Origin of the sequence: Anaerococcus cruorum, assembly GCF_046365495.1 — a bacterium.
Taxonomy (GTDB): domain Bacteria; phylum Bacillota; class Clostridia; order Tissierellales; family Peptoniphilaceae; genus Anaerococcus; species Anaerococcus cruorum.
Genome location: NZ_JBGMEH010000001.1, coordinates 172,022 through 189,337, shown reverse-complemented (window position 1 = coordinate 189,337; position 17,316 = coordinate 172,022). Strand labels below are relative to the sequence as shown.

21 protein-coding genes and 1 pseudogene are annotated in these 17,316 nt (G+C 33.9%); 20 read left to right on the top strand and 2 right to left on the bottom strand.

The window, feature by feature from the left end; all coding sequences use genetic code 11:
• From ACCQ40_RS00895 to ACCQ40_RS00800, 20 genes are all read left to right on the top strand, one after another.
• Entirely contained in the window at positions 1-636 is a 636-nt protein-coding gene (locus ACCQ40_RS00895) for an NfeD family protein (RefSeq protein ID WP_410032227.1), read from the top strand.
• Positions 624-1,568: a flotillin-like protein FloA gene (floA, locus tag ACCQ40_RS00890; RefSeq protein WP_410032226.1), complete on the top strand. Its 945-nt coding sequence runs from the start codon at positions 624-626 to the stop codon at positions 1,566-1,568. The genes ACCQ40_RS00895 and floA overlap by 13 nt, the downstream gene beginning before the upstream one ends.
• On the top strand, positions 1,558-2,109 hold the full coding sequence (locus ACCQ40_RS00885) for a hypothetical protein (protein WP_410032225.1): 552 nt from the start codon (positions 1,558-1,560) through the stop codon (positions 2,107-2,109). Before floA ends, ACCQ40_RS00885 begins: the two co-directional genes overlap by 11 nt.
• A gap of 37 nt (positions 2,110-2,146) precedes the next feature.
• Positions 2,147-3,148: a PhoH family protein gene (locus ACCQ40_RS00880; protein WP_410032453.1), complete on the top strand. Its 1,002-nt coding sequence runs from the start codon at positions 2,147-2,149 to the stop codon at positions 3,146-3,148.
• Positions 3,149-3,157: 9 nt separating this feature from the next.
• Positions 3,158-3,607, top strand: coding sequence for an rRNA maturation RNase YbeY (gene ybeY / locus ACCQ40_RS00875; protein ID WP_394010590.1), 450 nt, complete (start codon positions 3,158-3,160; stop codon positions 3,605-3,607).
• Positions 3,600-4,445: a diacylglycerol kinase gene (locus ACCQ40_RS00870; protein WP_410032224.1), complete on the top strand. Its 846-nt coding sequence runs from the start codon at positions 3,600-3,602 to the stop codon at positions 4,443-4,445. The genes ybeY and ACCQ40_RS00870 overlap by 8 nt, the downstream gene beginning before the upstream one ends.
• Positions 4,442-4,840, top strand: a complete 399-nt coding sequence (gene cdd, locus ACCQ40_RS00865; protein WP_410032223.1) for a cytidine deaminase — start codon at positions 4,442-4,444, stop codon at positions 4,838-4,840. The genes ACCQ40_RS00870 and cdd overlap by 4 nt, the downstream gene beginning before the upstream one ends.
• Positions 4,840-5,721: a GTPase Era gene (gene era, locus ACCQ40_RS00860; RefSeq protein WP_410032222.1), complete on the top strand. Its 882-nt coding sequence runs from the start codon at positions 4,840-4,842 to the stop codon at positions 5,719-5,721. The genes cdd and era overlap by 1 nt, the downstream gene beginning before the upstream one ends.
• Positions 5,708-6,475 carry a DNA repair protein RecO gene (recO, locus tag ACCQ40_RS00855; RefSeq protein ID WP_410032221.1) on the top strand — a complete coding sequence of 256 codons (768 nt, stop codon included), beginning with the start codon at positions 5,708-5,710 and terminating at the stop codon, positions 6,473-6,475. Before era ends, recO begins: the two co-directional genes overlap by 14 nt.
• Position 6,476: 1 nt before the next feature.
• On the top strand, positions 6,477-7,358 hold the full coding sequence (glyQ, locus tag ACCQ40_RS00850) for a glycine--tRNA ligase subunit alpha (RefSeq protein WP_410032220.1): 882 nt from the start codon (positions 6,477-6,479) through the stop codon (positions 7,356-7,358).
• Positions 7,348-9,414, top strand: coding sequence for a glycine--tRNA ligase subunit beta (gene glyS / locus ACCQ40_RS00845; RefSeq protein ID WP_410032219.1), 2,067 nt, complete (start codon positions 7,348-7,350; stop codon positions 9,412-9,414). Before glyQ ends, glyS begins: the two co-directional genes overlap by 11 nt.
• A gap of 11 nt (positions 9,415-9,425) precedes the next feature.
• Positions 9,426-10,244, top strand: coding sequence for a pyruvate, water dikinase regulatory protein (locus ACCQ40_RS00840; protein WP_410032218.1), 819 nt, complete (start codon positions 9,426-9,428; stop codon positions 10,242-10,244).
• Positions 10,245-10,256: 12 nt separating this feature from the next.
• Positions 10,257-11,789 carry a glutamine-hydrolyzing GMP synthase gene (gene guaA, locus ACCQ40_RS00835; protein WP_410032217.1) on the top strand — a complete coding sequence of 511 codons (1,533 nt, stop codon included), beginning with the start codon at positions 10,257-10,259 and terminating at the stop codon, positions 11,787-11,789.
• Between the two features lie 125 nt (positions 11,790-11,914).
• Positions 11,915-12,217 (top strand): hypothetical protein, encoded by a 303-nt coding sequence (locus tag ACCQ40_RS00830; protein ID WP_410032216.1) that lies wholly within the window; start codon positions 11,915-11,917, stop codon positions 12,215-12,217.
• A gap of 1,015 nt (positions 12,218-13,232) precedes the next feature.
• Entirely contained in the window at positions 13,233-13,358 is a 126-nt protein-coding gene (locus tag ACCQ40_RS00825; RefSeq protein WP_017771940.1) for an erythromycin resistance leader peptide, read from the top strand.
• A 57-nt stretch (positions 13,359-13,415) separates the two neighbouring features.
• Positions 13,416-14,147: a 23S rRNA (adenine(2058)-N(6))-methyltransferase Erm(A) gene (erm(A), locus tag ACCQ40_RS00820; protein WP_394010577.1), complete on the top strand. Its 732-nt coding sequence runs from the start codon at positions 13,416-13,418 to the stop codon at positions 14,145-14,147.
• 216 nt (positions 14,148-14,363) lie between these two features.
• Positions 14,364-14,699, top strand: a complete 336-nt coding sequence (locus tag ACCQ40_RS00815; protein WP_463049198.1) for a phosphotransferase — start codon at positions 14,364-14,366, stop codon at positions 14,697-14,699.
• Positions 14,696-14,887 (top strand): hypothetical protein, encoded by a 192-nt coding sequence (locus ACCQ40_RS00810; protein WP_394010576.1) that lies wholly within the window; start codon positions 14,696-14,698, stop codon positions 14,885-14,887. Before ACCQ40_RS00815 ends, ACCQ40_RS00810 begins: the two co-directional genes overlap by 4 nt.
• A 45-nt stretch (positions 14,888-14,932) precedes the next feature.
• Positions 14,933-15,268 (top strand): cytidine deaminase family protein, encoded by a 336-nt coding sequence (locus ACCQ40_RS00805; protein WP_410032215.1) that lies wholly within the window; start codon positions 14,933-14,935, stop codon positions 15,266-15,268.
• Between the two features lie 44 nt (positions 15,269-15,312).
• Entirely contained in the window at positions 15,313-16,005 is a 693-nt protein-coding gene (locus ACCQ40_RS00800) for an MBL fold metallo-hydrolase (RefSeq protein WP_394010575.1), read from the top strand.
• 334 nt (positions 16,006-16,339) lie between these two features.
• Here ACCQ40_RS00800 and ACCQ40_RS00795 read toward each other — a convergent pair.
• Positions 16,340-17,167: pseudogene (locus tag ACCQ40_RS00795) on the bottom strand (IS256 family transposase).
• Positions 17,116-17,262 (bottom strand): hypothetical protein, encoded by a 147-nt coding sequence (locus tag ACCQ40_RS00790; protein ID WP_262121634.1) that lies wholly within the window; start codon positions 17,260-17,262, stop codon positions 17,116-17,118. The pseudogene ACCQ40_RS00795 and the gene ACCQ40_RS00790 overlap by 52 nt, the downstream one beginning before the upstream one ends.
• Positions 17,263-17,316: the final 54 nt, after the last annotated feature.

Genomic DNA, 17,316 nt, shown 5'->3' with positions numbered 1-17,316 from the left:
ATGCTTGCAAATGATCTAATAATTGCTTTAAGCTTTGTCCTTGCAGTCATATCTGTAATTTCAATACTATTTACAGATAAAAAGGTTTTCTTTGGCATAGTATCGCTCTTGTTATTTGGATTTTTTTATTATCAAAATTCCATTTATAATGTAGCAGATAATATGACCATTTTAACCTTTGTAATGGGTATTACCTTACTGGCTTTAGAAATATTTATTCCTAGTTTTGGAGTCATAGGCATAGTAGGAATTATCCTAACCATATATTCTGTAATGGATAGCTTTGCTGATAGCCAAATGGGTATTTTAATTCTAATTGTAAGTGCCTTAGCGATAGTTCTTACAGTAACTATTTACGTAAAACTAGGTTTTGAGAGAAATCTTTTTGATAAGTTTGTATTAAAAAACACAAACTCCTCCGCAAGGGGCTACAATAGTAAAAATGATCACAGCATCTTATTAGGAAAGACCGGTTTAACTAAAACCATACTAAGGCCAACTGGTAGGATTGAAGTAGATGGATTGGCGTATGATGCAAAATCAGATAGCGATTTTATAGGGAAAGATAAAGAAGTAGAAGTAGTTGCCATAAAAGATGGCCACATAATAGTAAAGGAGAAAGTATGCAATTCTTAGGACCAGCAATAATTATAATTGTACTGATAGTGTTTTTCACCATGGTACCAATAGGACTATGGATTACAGCAAGGTTTTCTGGAGTAAATATCTCTATGGCATCCCTTGTAGCTATGCGTTTTAGAAGATTAAATCCAAACGTAATTGTAAATGCACTTATAAAATCTCACCAAGCAGGCATACCAATTAGAACAGAAGACTTAGAGAGTCACTACCTTGCAGGAGGAAACATCAACCAAGTTGTAGATGCCCTAATTGCAGCAGAAAGAGCAAATATCGAACTTCCATTTGAGCAAGCAGCGGCAATAGACCTTGCTGGCCGTAACGTTTTTGAAGCAGTCCAAGTTTCTGTAACACCAAAAGTAATTAATACACCAGTTATCGCAGCAGTTGCAAAAAATGGTATAGAAGTAAAAGTAATTGCAAAAGTAACAGTAAGGGCAAATATCGATAGATTAGTTGGTGGGGCAGGAGAAGAAACAATCATAGCAAGAGTTGGTGAAGGTATTGTAACAACAGTAGGTTCAGCTGGATCCCACGCCCAAGTTTTAGAAAATCCAGACAATATTTCCCAAACAGTTTTACTAAAGGGACTAGATTCTGGAACAGCTTACGAAATTTTATCAATTGATATAGCAGATGTGGATGTTGGTAGAAATGTCGGCGCAGAACTACAACGTGACCAAGCAGAAGCAGATAAAAATATTGCCCAAGCCAAAGCAGAAGAACGCCGTGCCCAAGCTATTGCCCTAGAACAAGAAAACAAGGCAAAAGTAGTAGAAGCAGAAGCAAGAATTCCAAAAGCCATTGCCGATGCCTTTGAAAGCGGCAACCTAGGTATCATGGATTATTACAATATGAAAAATATCAACGCAGATACAAAAATGCGCGAAAGTTTATCAGACGTAGATTCTGGTGATTATGATGTTTAATAAAAGAAATAAAAACTCAAAATCAAAATATAAGTCATTTGAAGAATGGGCCAATGATACTCTTAAAAAGTTAGAGGAAATGGAAGAAGAAAACCAGGAAAAAAACAAAAAAACTACTTATGAGAGTAAAAAAAAGCCAACAGTATTTAGAAAATTTTCTGACAACAAAGATGTAGATGAGAAGTTTCCTAGACCAGAAAGTAAAAAGCAAAGCCAAATGGATAAAAGATCCCATGAAGGCAAGGTAAATACAAGAGGAAGTATCAAAGGAAATCCTGCTATGGGCAGGGAAGGTGACCCTATTAACCCTGACCTTAGGAGAAGGCTTGAAGAAAAAAAGAGAAGAGAGCTTAGAGAGTCTAGGAAGAAGAAAGAATACAAGAATGATGTTCATTATAAAAGAAAAAATGAAAAAAATGCAGAAAAACATGCCAAAGTTGCCTCTTATAAATCTACACTAAAAAACAAAGAAAGTTTTAGAAAAGCCATCCTCATGTCAGAAATCCTAGCCCCTCCTTTGGCTAAAAGAAAAAAATTCTAAAAAAGGTATAATAAATACACAAAAAACAATCGGAGGGATTGATATTAATAGAACTATACAAATTGAAAACCCAGAAAATGTAAGAATTTTATTTGGGAATTTTGACAAGAATAGAAAATATATAGAAGAACGTTTTAATACAAAGATTAAACTTAAGGAAGATCGCCTAGAAGTAAGTGGAGAAGGAATTAACACAGAATTTGCCAAAGAACTTATTATCGAGCTTTTAAATGAAGTTGATAAAAATGGCATCCTCGAGTTTCAAAAAATAAAATACTATGCAGATATGCTAGAGCGTGATAACAAGGACCTTATCAAGCAAGCTTTAGATGATTCAATAATCACAACTGCAACTGGTAAACCAATCAAGCCAAAAACCCTAGGCCAGCAAGCCTACATTGAAAAGATAAAAAATAATGATGTAGTTTTTGGTATAGGACCAGCAGGTACTGGTAAAACTTATTTAGCTGTTGCTATGGCTGTAAGAGCCTTTAAGCAAGGTGAGGTAAATAGGATAATCCTAACTCGTCCTGCAGTAGAAGCTGGGGAAAGTTTAGGTTTTTTACCAGGTGACTTACAAGATAAGGTAGACCCATATTTACGTCCACTTTATGATGGACTTTTTGAAATATTAGGTTTTGAAACCTACCAAGGATTAGTAGAAAAAGGCATGATTGAAGTAGCTCCTTTAGCTTATATGAGAGGTCGTACCTTAGATAATGCTTTTGTAATCCTAGATGAGGCACAAAATACAACTAGCGAACAAATGAAAATGTTCCTAACCCGTTTAGGTTATGGATCAAAAGCTATTATCACTGGAGATAAAACCCAGGTAGACCTACCACGCGGTAAAAATAGTGGGCTAAGAACTGCTGAACGCATTTTAAAAAGTGTAAAGGGCATAGGATTTCAAAACTTCTCATCAATAGATGTGGTAAGACACCCACTTGTTCAAAGAATTATAGATGCTTATGACAAGGAAGATGCCAAAAGAGAAGAAGAAAGAAAATTAAAAGAAGCAGAAACTAAAGAAAACTAAGGAAATTATATGAATCTCATAATAGCAAATCAAACAGACCAAAAGATTGATATGGATGAAAAGTTAGAAAGTGTTGTAAAAACAGTCCTAGAAACAGAAGGACTGCCTTTAGATTACGAAGTTTCCATTACTTTTGTAGATAAGGATGAGATTCATAAGCTTAATAAAGAATTTAGGAATGTAGATAGGCCAACTGATGTCCTATCTTTTCCTATGGATGAGGACTTTTCTATAGAAGGTGTGGATACTATGCTTGGTGATATTGTAATATGCATGGATGTAGCAAGAGATCAAGCCAAAGATTTTGGTCATTCTCTAGATCGTGAAATTATGTATCTTACCGCCCATTCTATGCTTCATTTACTAGGTTATGACCACATGGAAGAAGATGAAAAATCGGAAATGCGAGCAAGAGAAAAAGAAGTTATGAAAGTCCTTGGAGTCTTTAAAAATGACTGACAAAACAGAAAGAGAAGTCCTAAAAGAAGAGATAAAAAAAGAAGTTTTAGAAGAGTGGAAAAGAGAAGAAGAGCGTAAGGAAGCTGCCCAGCAGAAATTAAATGACAGAAACTTTGAAAAAGAAGAGTTATCTCATGGGCAAAAATTTCTAAAAGGCTTTGACTACGCCTATGAGGGCCTAGTTTGGGCGATAAACCATGAAAAAAATATGAAATTTCATTTACTTGCTCTAGCCATTCTTTTAATAGCCTCCCTATTTTTTAATCTATCAAGAGTTGAGATGATTAGCCTAGTATTTGCAGTTTGTTTTGTACTGGGCTTTGAACTTTTAAACACATCCTTAGAGCAAGCAGTAAACTTAGCAAGTGGGGGTAAGTATTCTCCTTTTGCAAAAGCAAGTAAGGATTTGGCTGCAGCTGCAGTTTTTATATCTGCCCTTAATGCACTGTTTGTAGCTTATTTGATATTTTTTGACAAATTTATAGATATATATAATTCAGTAATAGTAAGGATAAGCAAACAGCCATCCCACCTAGCTGTGATCACCATATCATTGGCAATTGTAGTTACAATTTTTCTAAAGGGTGTGTTTTATGAGGGCCATGGGACAGCCTTTAAAGGTGGTTTTGTAAGTGGGCACACATCTCTTTCTTTTTGCATAGCAACCATTGGGGTTATGCAAAGTGATGAGCCTTTAGTAAAATTATTATTCTTACTCTTAGCCTTAATAGTTGCAGAAAGTAGGTATGAGGCAGACATCCACTCCATACCAGAAATAATTAGAGGGGCCATCCTTGGTACATCCATGGCCATGGCCATATTTGGGATATTTTCATGAAAGAAATAGAAAATTTAATTGATATAGCAATAGCAAATAAGAAAAACTCCTACTCACCTTATTCAAATTTTAGGGTATCCTGTGTTGTAAAAACAAAAACAGGAGCTATCTATAAGGGAGTAAATATAGAAAATGCTGCCTATTCTCCTTGCCTTTGTGCAGAAAGATCAGCTATGAGCACTGCAATTAGCGAAGGAGAAAAGGACTTTGCCTATATTGTAATAACAGGAGATAGCCAAGACACATTCCCTTGTGGAGTGTGCAGGCAGTTTATAAAAGAATTTGCTGATAATGAAACTAAAATTGTGATAGCAAATAGCGTAGAGGATTACAAGATATTTACCATCGATGAGCTTTTGCCTCACGGTTTTTCAAGTAAGGATTTAAAAAATTAATGAAATCAGGATTTATATCAGTTGTTGGTAGGGCCAATGTTGGTAAATCAACCTTGATGGAAAAGATTTTAAGGGAAAAAATCTCTATCATTTCCAACAAGCCTCAAACAACTAGAGACAAAATACAAATAATATATAACGACGAAGATAGCCAGATTATATTTATCGATACACCAGGTATCCAAACTCCACAAAATAAGCTGCAAGAAAAACTTTTTGAATTTAGTGAGGACTCACTAAAAGAATCTGATATAGTAACCTTTATAGTGGATAATTCTCTAGAAATAGGTAGGCTTGATAATGAAATTATTGAAATGCTAAAGGGAATCCGCGTTCCAAAAATTTTATTAATCAACAAAATAGATTTATTAAGTGAAGTCGAATTTGACCAAATCAGAGAAAAATACAAGGATATGGATATGTTTGAGCATATCATTGGCATCTCAGCCTTAGAAGATAATAATATCGATAAGTATCTAGAGATCATAAAAGAAATGCTAGATGAAGGCCCAGCTTATTATGATAGGGATATGATCACTGATAAGTCAGAAAGGTTTATTGTTTCTGAAATCATACGTGAAAAGGCCTTAAATAACCTAAGCCAGGAAGTCCCACACGGGATTGCCGTTCGTATAGATAACTTTAAGCAAAGAGAAAATAAAAACCTAATTGACATCGATGCTACTATCATAGTTGAGAAAAATTCTCACAAAGAAATTGTAATCGGTAAGGGCGGATCCATGGTAAAACAAATTGGTATCGAAGCCCGCAAAGAAATAGAAACTTTTTTAGATAGCAAGGTCAACTTAAAACTTTGGGTCAAAGTCGAAAAAGACTGGCGTAAAAAAGAAAAATTGGTGGATAGGTTTGGCTACAAGTGATCTTTCTGATATAACAGGCTTTGTCCTAAGAGAATTTGCCTACAAAGAAACCAGCAAAATTATAGAAGTTTTTAGCAAAGATTTAGGCAGGATTTCTATAATAGCCAAGGGTGCTCTCGGTAAAAAAAGCAAAACCATGGGTGTTACCCAAAGATTTGTAAAAGCTTCTTATAGTCTTTATAAATCTGGCAAGGACTTTTATGGGATAAAAGAAGCTAGCCTTATAAAATCCTATAGCAAGTCAAATAAAAGTTTTGATGTTATCCTTTATAAGTCAGCCATAGCAGATTTACTTTTAAGAACCCTTGACCAAATTCAAATAGAAACAGTATATAAGCTAGTAGACAATACTTTTGAAGCCTTTGAAAGTGCAAGTAGTAACCAATTAAATATTTTTTTGGCATTTTTATTAAAATATATTTCGTTTTCAGGTTTCAAACCAAATTTGAGCACTTGCGGGATTTGCGGTAAAAAAGTAAATAGTAATGAAGTTTTTTTCTCAAATAGCCAAGCTTCTTTGCTTTGTGATGAGGATAAAAACTTAGTTCGAGATAGGATATTTTTGACAAAGGAAGAATTTGCCTACTTTAAAGCCCTTTTATATACCAAATCAGAAGATTTAGAAAATTTAAAACTACCAGAAAATTATAATAAAATTACAAGATTAATTATAGACTACACCTTGGAAAGACTAGAGATAAACAGGTTTTCATCCATAGAGTGGGTTTATAAAAACGCTAACGAAAGGAATTAGTATGTATTTTGAAGATTTAATACTAACTTTAGAAAACTACTGGAGAGAGCAGGGATGTTCCGTAATGTTTTCTTATGATATAGAAAAAGGTGCAGGAACTATGAACCCACGCACTTTCCTAAGAGCCTTGGGACCAGAACCATGGTCAGTGGTGTATGTTGAACCATCCAGACGTCCAGCAGATGGTCGTTATGGAGAAAATCCAAATAGACTTTACCAACACCACCAATTACAAGTTTTACTAAAACCAAGCCCAGATAATATCCAAGATATTTATTTAAAATGTTTAGAAAGAATTGGCATTGACCCAAAAGAACATGATATTCGTTTTGTAGAAGATAACTGGGAATCACCAACCCTTGGAGCTTGGGGACTTGGTTGGGAAGTGTGGCTAGATGGGATGGAAATCACCCAATTTACATATTTCCAACAAGTAGGTGGTATCAACTGCGAGATTGAAAGTGGAGAAATCACTATTGGTCTTGAAAGAATTTGTATGTACCTTCAAGATGTAGACAATGTCTATGATATCAAATGGTCAGAAAATTTAACTTACGGTGATGTATTTAAACTTGCAGAGTACGAAAACTCCAAATATTCTTTTGAAGATGCTGACAATGAAGTTTTAATGCAATTATTTGATATTTATGAAAAAGAAGCCAATAGACTAATAGACCTTGACTTAGTTTATCCAGCCTATGACAATGTACTTAAGACAAGCCATACTTTTAACACTCTAGATGCTAAAGGTGCGATTTCTGTTTCAGAACGTAGCCACTATATCAAAAGAGTGCGTGATGTAAGCTCAAAGGTAGCTGAAAAATATATTGCAAAAAGAGAAGAGCAAGGATTTCCTCTTCTAAGAAAGGATAATGATGAGTAGATACTTATTAGAAATCGGTGTAGAAGAGATACCTTCAGATTATATAGAATCGACTAAAAAACAATTAAAAGAAAAATTTCAAAAACTAATTGATGAAAATAAACTAACAGTAGATGAAATCAGAGTAGAATCAACACCTAGAAGATTTGCAATATTTTTAGGAAATATAAATGCTAGCCAATCTGATTCTCTAATCTCTGTAAAAGGACCAAGTGCTGCCATTGCCTATGACGACGATGGCAATCCAAATAAACCATTACTAGGATTTTTAAGAGGGCAGGGTGCAGAATTATCTGATGTAGTTATCAAAGATTTCAATGGATCTGATTATGTATTTGTAGAAAAAAAAGAAGAAAGCAAATCAGTTGCAGAAGTTTTAAAAGAAAATGTCTATGATTTAGTAAAATCAATTACCTTTAAAAGATCTATGCGCTGGGGTGGTAAATCTATCCGTTGGGCAAGACCGATTAGATACTTTGTTTCTATCCTAGATGATGAAGTTTTAGAATTTGAAGCAGAAGGCATCACAGTTTCAAATGTGACCCGTGGTCATAGAACCTTAGGGGAAGATAAAATAACAATTGAAAAAATTGAAGACTACGAAAACCTATTAAAAGAAAATTATGTAATCCTACCTTACAAAGACCGCCGCGATACCATTATCCGTGGATTAAACAAAATAAATATGGAAAAGGGTGGGGAATATATGCACGATGAAGACTTACTTGATGAAGTAATAAACATCGTTGAATATCCTACAGTGTTAGCAGGAGATATTGATACAAAATATTTGGAACTTCCAAAAGAAGTTATCATAACTCCTATGAAGGACCACCAAAGATATTTCCCAGTTTTAGATGAAAATGAAAACCTACTGCCATATTTCCTTTTAGTGCGTAATGGTGATAGCAACCATGGGGAAAATGTAGTTTCAGGTAACAAAAAAGTTTTAGTAGCACGACTAGAAGATGCTAAGTTTTTCTATGATATAGATACTGCAAAGAATTTAGAAGACTATGTAGAAGACTTAAAAACTTTAACCTTTTTTGAAGGATTAGGGTCAATGTACCAAAAAACTCAAAGGCTAGTAGACTTAAGTGAAAAATACCAACAAGAATTAAAACTTGGTGAAGATATCAAAGAAGACCTCATCCGTGCAGCTTACCTATCAAAAGCAGACTTAGTTACAAAAATGGTAATTGAATTTACAGAGCTTCAAGGAACCATGGGTAAGATCTATGCCCTAAACTCTGGAGAAAATGAAAGAGTAGCCAAGGCTATCGAAGAACAATACATGCCAAGATCTGCTGGTGGAGAACTGCCAAAAACTATGACAGGTATAGTTTTATCTATTGCTGATAAAATTGACTCCATAGTTGGCCTATACGCTATCGAAAAATATGTAACAGGTAGCCAAGATCCATTTGCCTTACGTAGACAAGCCCTAGGTTTAATTAATATTATCCTAGAAAATAATATTGATGTGGATTTAAGAAACCTAATAAATGATTCTCTAATAGTTTATACAGAAGAAAATGGTCTACCATTTGACTATGACCAAACTATGGCAAAAACTATTGAATTTATCAAAGATAGACTAAAAAATATGCTAATAGATGAAGGATTTAGATATGATATTGTAAATTCAGTAATCGACAGTGAAGATGCAAATGTATTTAGAATCCACCAAAGAGTAGCGGCAGTAAGCGAGTTCTTAGAAGAAAATGAAGATGCCCTAAGCTACTTTAATAGAATCAACAACCTTGCTAAAGACGAGACTTTAACAGATATAGATGATAGCCTATTTGAAAATGACTTAGAAGCAAATTTCTATGAACAAATTGCAAGTATAGAAGATAAGGCCTTCCAATCTAGCGAGGACTACAAAAATGAACTAAGAAATGTAGCAGCTACAGCAAGTGTGGGCAATGATTACCTAGATAACACTATGATAAATGTAGAAGATGAGGCTGTAAAAAACAATAGACTTGCAATGCTAAATGCACTTGCTCAAAGAATTAGAAAAGTATTTGATGTAAGTCAAATAGTAAAATAAAGGATAATAGTATGGATGATGCATTAACTATAGTCATAATCAGCGATTCGACAGGAGAAACGGCTCAAACCTATCTAAAATCAGTAACCACTCAGTTTCCAGATTTAGAAACTAGGATTATAAGACGACCAAATGTTACAAATGTAAAAGAAATAGATAAAATATTTGAAAATATTTCTGACTATTCTGTAATAGTCCCAACCATGGCCGACAAGGACCTAGCTGACTATATTTGCAACGAATCTCAAAAAAGAAATATAGAAGTCCTAGCCATCCTAGAACAGGGTATCAAAACTTTTGAAAAAGTAACTGGTCAAAAAGCAGTCAGGGAAGTAGGGCTAACTCGTGCCCTTTCCAAAGACTATTTTTCTATGATTGAGGCTATAGAATTTGCTATCCAATACGATGATGGTAAAGATCCAAAAGGATTTTTAAAATCAGATATAGTATTGCTAGGAGTAAGCAGAACCAGCAAAACTCCAACAACTATGATTCTTGCCAGCAAAAATTATAAGGTAAGTAACCTTCCCCTAGTACCTGAATCAAGGCTACCAAAAGAAATATTTGAGGTGGACTCTGATAGGATTATAGGACTTTTAATAGACCCAGAAAAGCTTATAAATATTAGACAAGACCGTTCTAAAGAACTAGGACTAATTGGGGAATCTATCTATGCTAGAGAAAATCGAATTCAAAAAGAGCTAGACTACGCCAAGGAAGTTTTTAAAGACCTGGACTGCAAGGTCATAGATGTGACAAACAATACTATTGAACAAACAGCTACGCAAATAGTAGAATACTATATATCCAAATTTGGAGAAGAAAAATAAAAGGGAGAGAAGATGAGTTTAAACAAAATTATTGTACTAAATTTTGGCGGGCAAACTGATCAACTTATCGTAAGAAGAGTAAGAGAGCTTGGAGTATATGCTGAGCTTCATCCATGCGATGTTGATATAGATAGCCTAGATTTAGAAAACTTAGCAGGAATAATCCTAACAGGAGGTCCACAGTCAGTAAATGACAATGATTCTTTAAAAGCAGATAGCAAAATATTTGACCTAGGCGTACCAATTCTAGGAATTTGTTATGGCCTACAATATATTAATAACTACTATGGAGGAGAAGTTGAGACTCCAAAAAATGGAGAATACGGTAAAACTCCACTACTAGTAGATAATAAAAGCGAAATATTTAAAGACGTACCTCAAGAATCCACTATCTGGATGAACCACAGAGATAGGGTAAGCAAACTTGCAGATGGATTTAAGAAAACTGCCTGGACCTTAAACTGCCCAGTAGCAGGTATGGAAAATAAAGAAAAAAACATCTACGCAGTACAATTTCACCCAGAAGTAGTTCACTCAGACTATGGTAAAGAAATGCTAGCAAGCTTTGTCCTAGATATCTGCCATGCAGAAAAAACATGGAAAATGGATGATTTTGCAGAAAAAATCATAGCAGGCATTAAAGAAAAATATGCTGGCGAAAAAATGATTTGTGGCTTGTCAGGTGGAGTAGATAGCTCTGTAGCAGCAACCATAGTTTCAAAAGCCATTGGTGATGATCTTCAATGTATCTTTGTAGACCACGGACTTCTTCGTAAAAATGAAGCAGACGAAGTAATGGAAACCTACAAAAATCTAGGACTAAACGTCAAAAAAGTAGACGCAAGCGCTGAATTTTTAGAAAAATTAAAAGGCGTAGAAGATCCAGAAACTAAAAGAAAAATCATAGGTAACCATTTTGTAGAAGTATTTGAACGTGAAGCCAAAGAATTTGGTGAAGCAAAATACCTAGTCCAAGGAACAATCTACCCAGACGTAATCGAATCAGGAAAAGATAAGTCAAGCGTAATAAAATCTCACCACAACGTAGGTGGCCTTCCAGAAGATATGCTATTTGAAGGCCTAGTAGAACCACTAAGAGATTTATTTAAAGATGAAGTAAGAGAACTAGGAGAAGCCATAGGTGTACCACACGATATGGTATGGCGTCAACCATTCCCAGGACCAGGACTAGCTATAAGAGTAATCGGAGAAATCACCGAAGAAAGACTAGAAGTAGTTAGAGAAACAGATGCAATTCTAAGAGAAGAAGTAAAAAATCATGGCCTAAACGAAGATATCTGGCAATACTTTACAGTTTGGACCCCAATCAAAACCGTAGGAGTAAAAGGAGATGCTAGAGTCTACGAAAACGTAGTAGCAATCCGTGCAGTAGAATCCACAGACGCAATGACAGTAGAAGCAAGCAACCTACCATACGAACTACTACAAACCCTATCAAGCAGAATGATAAACGAAGTAGCTGGAGTTGGTAGAGTAGTGTATGATATAACCTCTAAACCACCTGGGACTATTGAGTGGGAGTAAAAGTATAATATGACTAGGTGGGGGAACGCCATTTTTCAACGGTTTAAACAAACATAAAACCACTTAAAACCATATAAATTAATCTTATTCCCTATCAAAATCCTATCAACATAGGAGGTTTAAGAATGGAATACATCACAGAATTTAATAGGTTAAAACATCACATTATAACTAACTACGGACAGCCTAATTGGCTACTACTTGTTAGAGGTACGGGTCTAACTTTACATGATCCAGAAGTACAACCGTTAAGAGATTTATGGTATGGCAGTGATGATAGTAGTAAACTATCATTAAAAGATTTAAATAACCTGCACCCACAAACAAAACTTGAGTATATCGAAATCAATAAAGAATTAGTTGCATTACTAAATGATTTTGAAAAAGAGTTTGAAGTTTATTATAACTATTTAGAAAAAAGAAATTAAAACGAAAAAATCGAAGATTTTAACAATGGCGCCTTTTGCTATTTTACAAATATGAGTATAATCAACCACTCATTTTGTCAAATAGCAAAGGGCGCCTTAACTTTATCCAAATGTTCTGTATATCATAGGCAAGTGTTAACCGAAAAAATACCCGTAATGAAGCGTAATGGAATAATAAATAGAGCGCGTTGTAGGTTATCTTATAGTGCTATATTTAGTATGTAATGGAGCGCAATGAAGGGTAGTTTTGAATTAACTCTTGCCGTAGGATGAGTGTAGGAGCTAAGAACCTAGATAGACCTCCCGGAATGGTTTTTAAATACTGCTATACAAAGTTGGATGCCTCAAATGCCAATGGATGATTTTGAAGCATCAGTTTTTCTTACAGTTACTATAATTAGCATTGCTTTAATAGTAATAGGTTTCTTGGGGTATAGTAGAAGGGATATGAATGAAGGAGCTTAAATTGATTGAATAGTAAATAGTGTAATCTAATGATTTAAATTCTTGTGTTGTAGGTTTTAACATTAGTCGATGAAAGCAATTAAATTTTATTATTACAGTTTCATATATTTGATAAGGATAGAAGTATTCTAAACTAGAATTATATTTCGATTCTTTTGGCGACCATTAGAAAGCTAGTCGTTATGTTCCCACGAACGTACAAATTAGTCGATATGTTCCCATATACAACAGTTTCGCTAAAAATCATAAATACATCAATGCTATCAACTCGTCCCACGTTGAAGCAGCAATTCTGATGACGTATTGTGGTTTGGACAAGGAATAATAGGAGTCAACCACAACATGTAGTGGTTTGAGTACGAAAATTGGGTCAAAAACAGGCTAAAAAATACCGTTTTTTGACCCTTTTAAATAGGGCATTTGACAGATGACATTTGATGTTTCGGGATTAAAAATCCATAGGGTGAGGTAGATTAGCACAGAACTTTATTGAATAGAGAAATTAAAAGTGATATAATCAGTTGCATAAGGAGGAGTTAAATATGTGTACATGTATTGCAGTAGTAGATATTACTTTATCTCATTTATAATGAAAAAAATTAAAGGAGGTAAAGGTATGGGTATGTTTTCTATATTTGTTATTGAGAGATTTCATTATCAACCAAACCAAAAATAATTGGTTATAATGAGCTCTTAAGATTAGTTCATTATAACCGGCAAGGAGAAGGTTATAATGAAACAGAAAAACCCGAAAAATACGCAAAATTTCATTACATCTAAAAAGCATGTAAAGGAAATATTAAAATATACGAATATCAATAAACAAGATAAAATAATAGAAATTGGGTCAGGAAAAGGACATTTTACCAAGGAACTTGTGGAAATGAGTCAACGGGTGAATGCTATAGAGATTGATGAAGGTTTATGTCATGCCACGAAAAAAGCAGTTGAACCTTTTCAGAATATAAAAGTTATTCATGAGGATATTTTGAAGTTTAGCTTTCCTAAAAATACAGACTATAAAATATTTGGTAATATTCCCTACAATATTAGTACTGATATTGTAAAAAAGATTAATTTTGATAGTCAAGCGAAATATAGCTACCTTATTGTAGAGAGGGGATTTGCTAAAAGGTTGCAAAATACCCAACGAGCTTTAGGTTTGCTGTTAATGGTGGAAATGGATATAAAAATTCTTAAAAAAGTGCCACGAGCATATTTTCACCCTAAGCCTAATGTAGATTCTGTATTGATTGTACTTGAAAGGCATAAACCATTTATTTTAAAGAAGGACTACAAAAAGTATAGATTTTTCGTTTATAAATGGGTAAACAGGGAATATCATGTTCTTTTTACTAAAAATCAATTAAGACAGGTGCTGAAGCATGCGAATGTTACTGATCTTGATAAATTATCCAATGAACAATTTTTGTCTGTTTTCAATAGTTACAAATTATTTCAATAAATTAAAAATAATTAAGCGTTCTCTAACTTTAAGAGAACGCTTAATCTTATTACATTGAAAAATGCATTCTATTATTTTCAATTATTATGATATAACATAACTATCATTTTACTTATTTGCATATTTGCACGAAAATATAGTTATCGACGACTATTCTGATAATAGCAACTAATATAGTCAATGATAACTCAAAATTTATTGATATAGTAGGTATATGTGCAACTAATTAGGGAAGATTTTAGCTTGCCATTTCTGAAACAGCTAAAACAAGTATTGCGTAAAGAATGCGCCAGTCTTCCCATGGACTTAAAATGCTTGCTTGGGGCACACATAAAACCCCTTGAACAATCTATTGACAGAGTTGAAGGACTGTCGGAGATTCTAAGACGAAGTAATCCTAAAATGGCCCTATGCCATACAGATATTCATAATTGGAACTTGATGCAACGGGATGAGCAGTTAGTTCTAATTGACTGGGAAGGCTTGAAATTGGCTCCAGTAAAAGCTGATCTCATGTTTTTGTTGATAAGCCATATTATGATGTATTTATGAACATATACCTGAAATTACACAAAGATTTTTTAATCAATAAGGATGCTTTGTTATTCTATCATATTAGACGTAAACTAGAATATATATGGGAGTTTATTGAACAACTTTTATATGACAATCAAGAGGATAAGGAAAGAAATGAAACTATAAAAGTTCTTGATGGTGAACTGAATAACTTAGTGTTTTGAAAAAAGAATAACGTATTATTAAGCTAAATAATATTGGAGAAGAAAATGAATAAACAAGAATTATATCAAATTGCTTTCAGTATAATTAATCATAAAAAGTTACGGAACTTTGGAACTTCAGGGCATGTTGCGTGCGCGTTGGAGACAAATAGCGGTAACATCTTTACAGGAATATGCATTGACTTGCCCTGTTCTATTGGCTTATGCGCTGAACAGTCAGCTATTGCTGAAATGGTAAAGAACAATGAAACTGCAATCAAAAGGATTATCGCTGTATTTGAAGATGGGAGTATACTTCCACCATGTGGAAGGTGCAGAGAGTTTATTGCACAGATAGATAATCAAAATATAGAGACCCAAATTGTATTACCTGAAATGTAAGAAGTGTTGCTGAAAGATTTATTACCAGAAAGGTGGGATGGCAAATGGAACTGAAAAAGATAACTAGCAGGGTCTTTTATTATCCACATCAACCAGAAACTGATAGGCCTATGTTGGCATACTTAAATGGAGATAAAATTGCACTTGCCATTGATGCAGGAAATTCAGCAGACCATGTTGATGAATTTTATAAATCCCTAGAAATCGAGGACCTAAAGAAGCCAGATTTTACTGTCATCACTCATTGGCACTGGGACCATACCTTTGGAATGCATAAAATTCACGGATTGTCCATTGCACACCATAAAACCAACGAGTTTTTGAAACAGGAAAGAGCCAAACTATCTGACAGTGCATATATAAAATTTTTGATAAATGATGATGAGTTCCTAGCTAGAGAATATGTAGATAATAAAAGAATTATTGCCGTTCTATCGGATATCCAATTTGAAAAAGAGCTTACCCTTAATCTCGGTGGAATAACCGCAATGATTTTTCATACGGTTTCACCCCATTCGGAAGATACGGTGCTTATCTATATTCCTGAGGAAAAAATATTGTTCTTGGGAGATTCAACAAGCGAGGATTTCTACAATGATGGGTATATGGATAAAGAAAAATTAATGTCATTAACAAATTTGATAGAAAGTTTCGACTGTAAGTATTGTATTTTAAGTCATGCAGAGCCTCTAACTAAATCAGATTTATTAGATTACTTAAAATCCATTCTAAAATAATAATCCATGAGGTGTATTGATATGTTCCCGTCTACCGATAGCCCCAAAAACGCAGTGGATATGTTCCCGAGAACGGACACACTCAAATGACATTCATTCTATCCTCTCAAGCCATGTTGAGAGCGTGGTATTGATGTCAAAAATAAGATTATAGGTTATAATATTGTTGAAAGTAGTAGCTTTTAGGATTTTTAGAGTGTTTTGTATGAATTTTGAAAAAATTGTAATTAGTTTATTACCTATAGCAGGATGGCTTTTGTCTTTCTTTTATAAGTATAAAGCAAATGGAAATATAAGTAAGTATAGTGGATTTAGAACAGCATTAAGTATGAAATCAAAAGAAAATTTCTTCAAAGATACCTAGATTTGTTAGGGCCAAGTCTTCTGTTGGTGCTTTGTATATTGCTTTTAAGTCTTTCATTAATTCTTTTATGTCTTTGTATGATACATATTTTGTTGAGTTTCTTAATTGATGGATTATGCACTTTTGTATTTCTGCTTTTGGATATACTGCTTCTATAGCTTGTGTGAATCCAGGTAGGTTATCTGTTGATATTATTAGTATATCATCAAGGCCTCTTTCTTTTAGCTGGTTTAATACTAGGAGCCAATATTTGCTTGATTCATTCTCTCCTACCCACATTCCTAGAATTTCTTTAAAACCTTCAAGATTGTACCCTAATGCAATGTATACTGCTTTTTTGACTACTATGTTGTTTTCTCTTACATGGTAATCTATAGCGTCTAAAAATACCATAGGATAGACTTTTTCTAAGGGTCTATTTTGTCATTCTTCTATGGTTGGTAGTATTTTATTAGTTATTTTGCTTACCATTGTTTCAGATATTCCAAATCCATAAATATCTTTGATGTGACTTGATATATCTCTTGTGGTCATGCCTTTTGCGTACATTGATATTATCTGATTTTCTATGTTAGATATGTATTTTTCGTACTTTTTTAATGCTTGTGGTTCAAAGGATCCTTCTCTATCTCTCGGAATATTTAAATCTATATTTCCATAGGATGATTTTACAGTTTTTTTACTTGAGCCGTTTCTTGTATTAAGTGATAATGGCTTTTCACCATATTCATAGTCTAAATGCTCATCTAATTCTGCTTTAAAAGTTCTTCCATTGTATCGCCTAGAAGTTCTTTTAATACTTCTTGAATGTCTCGTGCATTTTGAGGATTATATTCTTCGATTAACATTTTAGCTATTTTGCTTCCTCTTGATTCGGGTCTTTTTCTTGGCATAAAAATTCCTCCTGATTAGTTTTTTCTTTACCCTAATCAGGAGGTTCTATACAC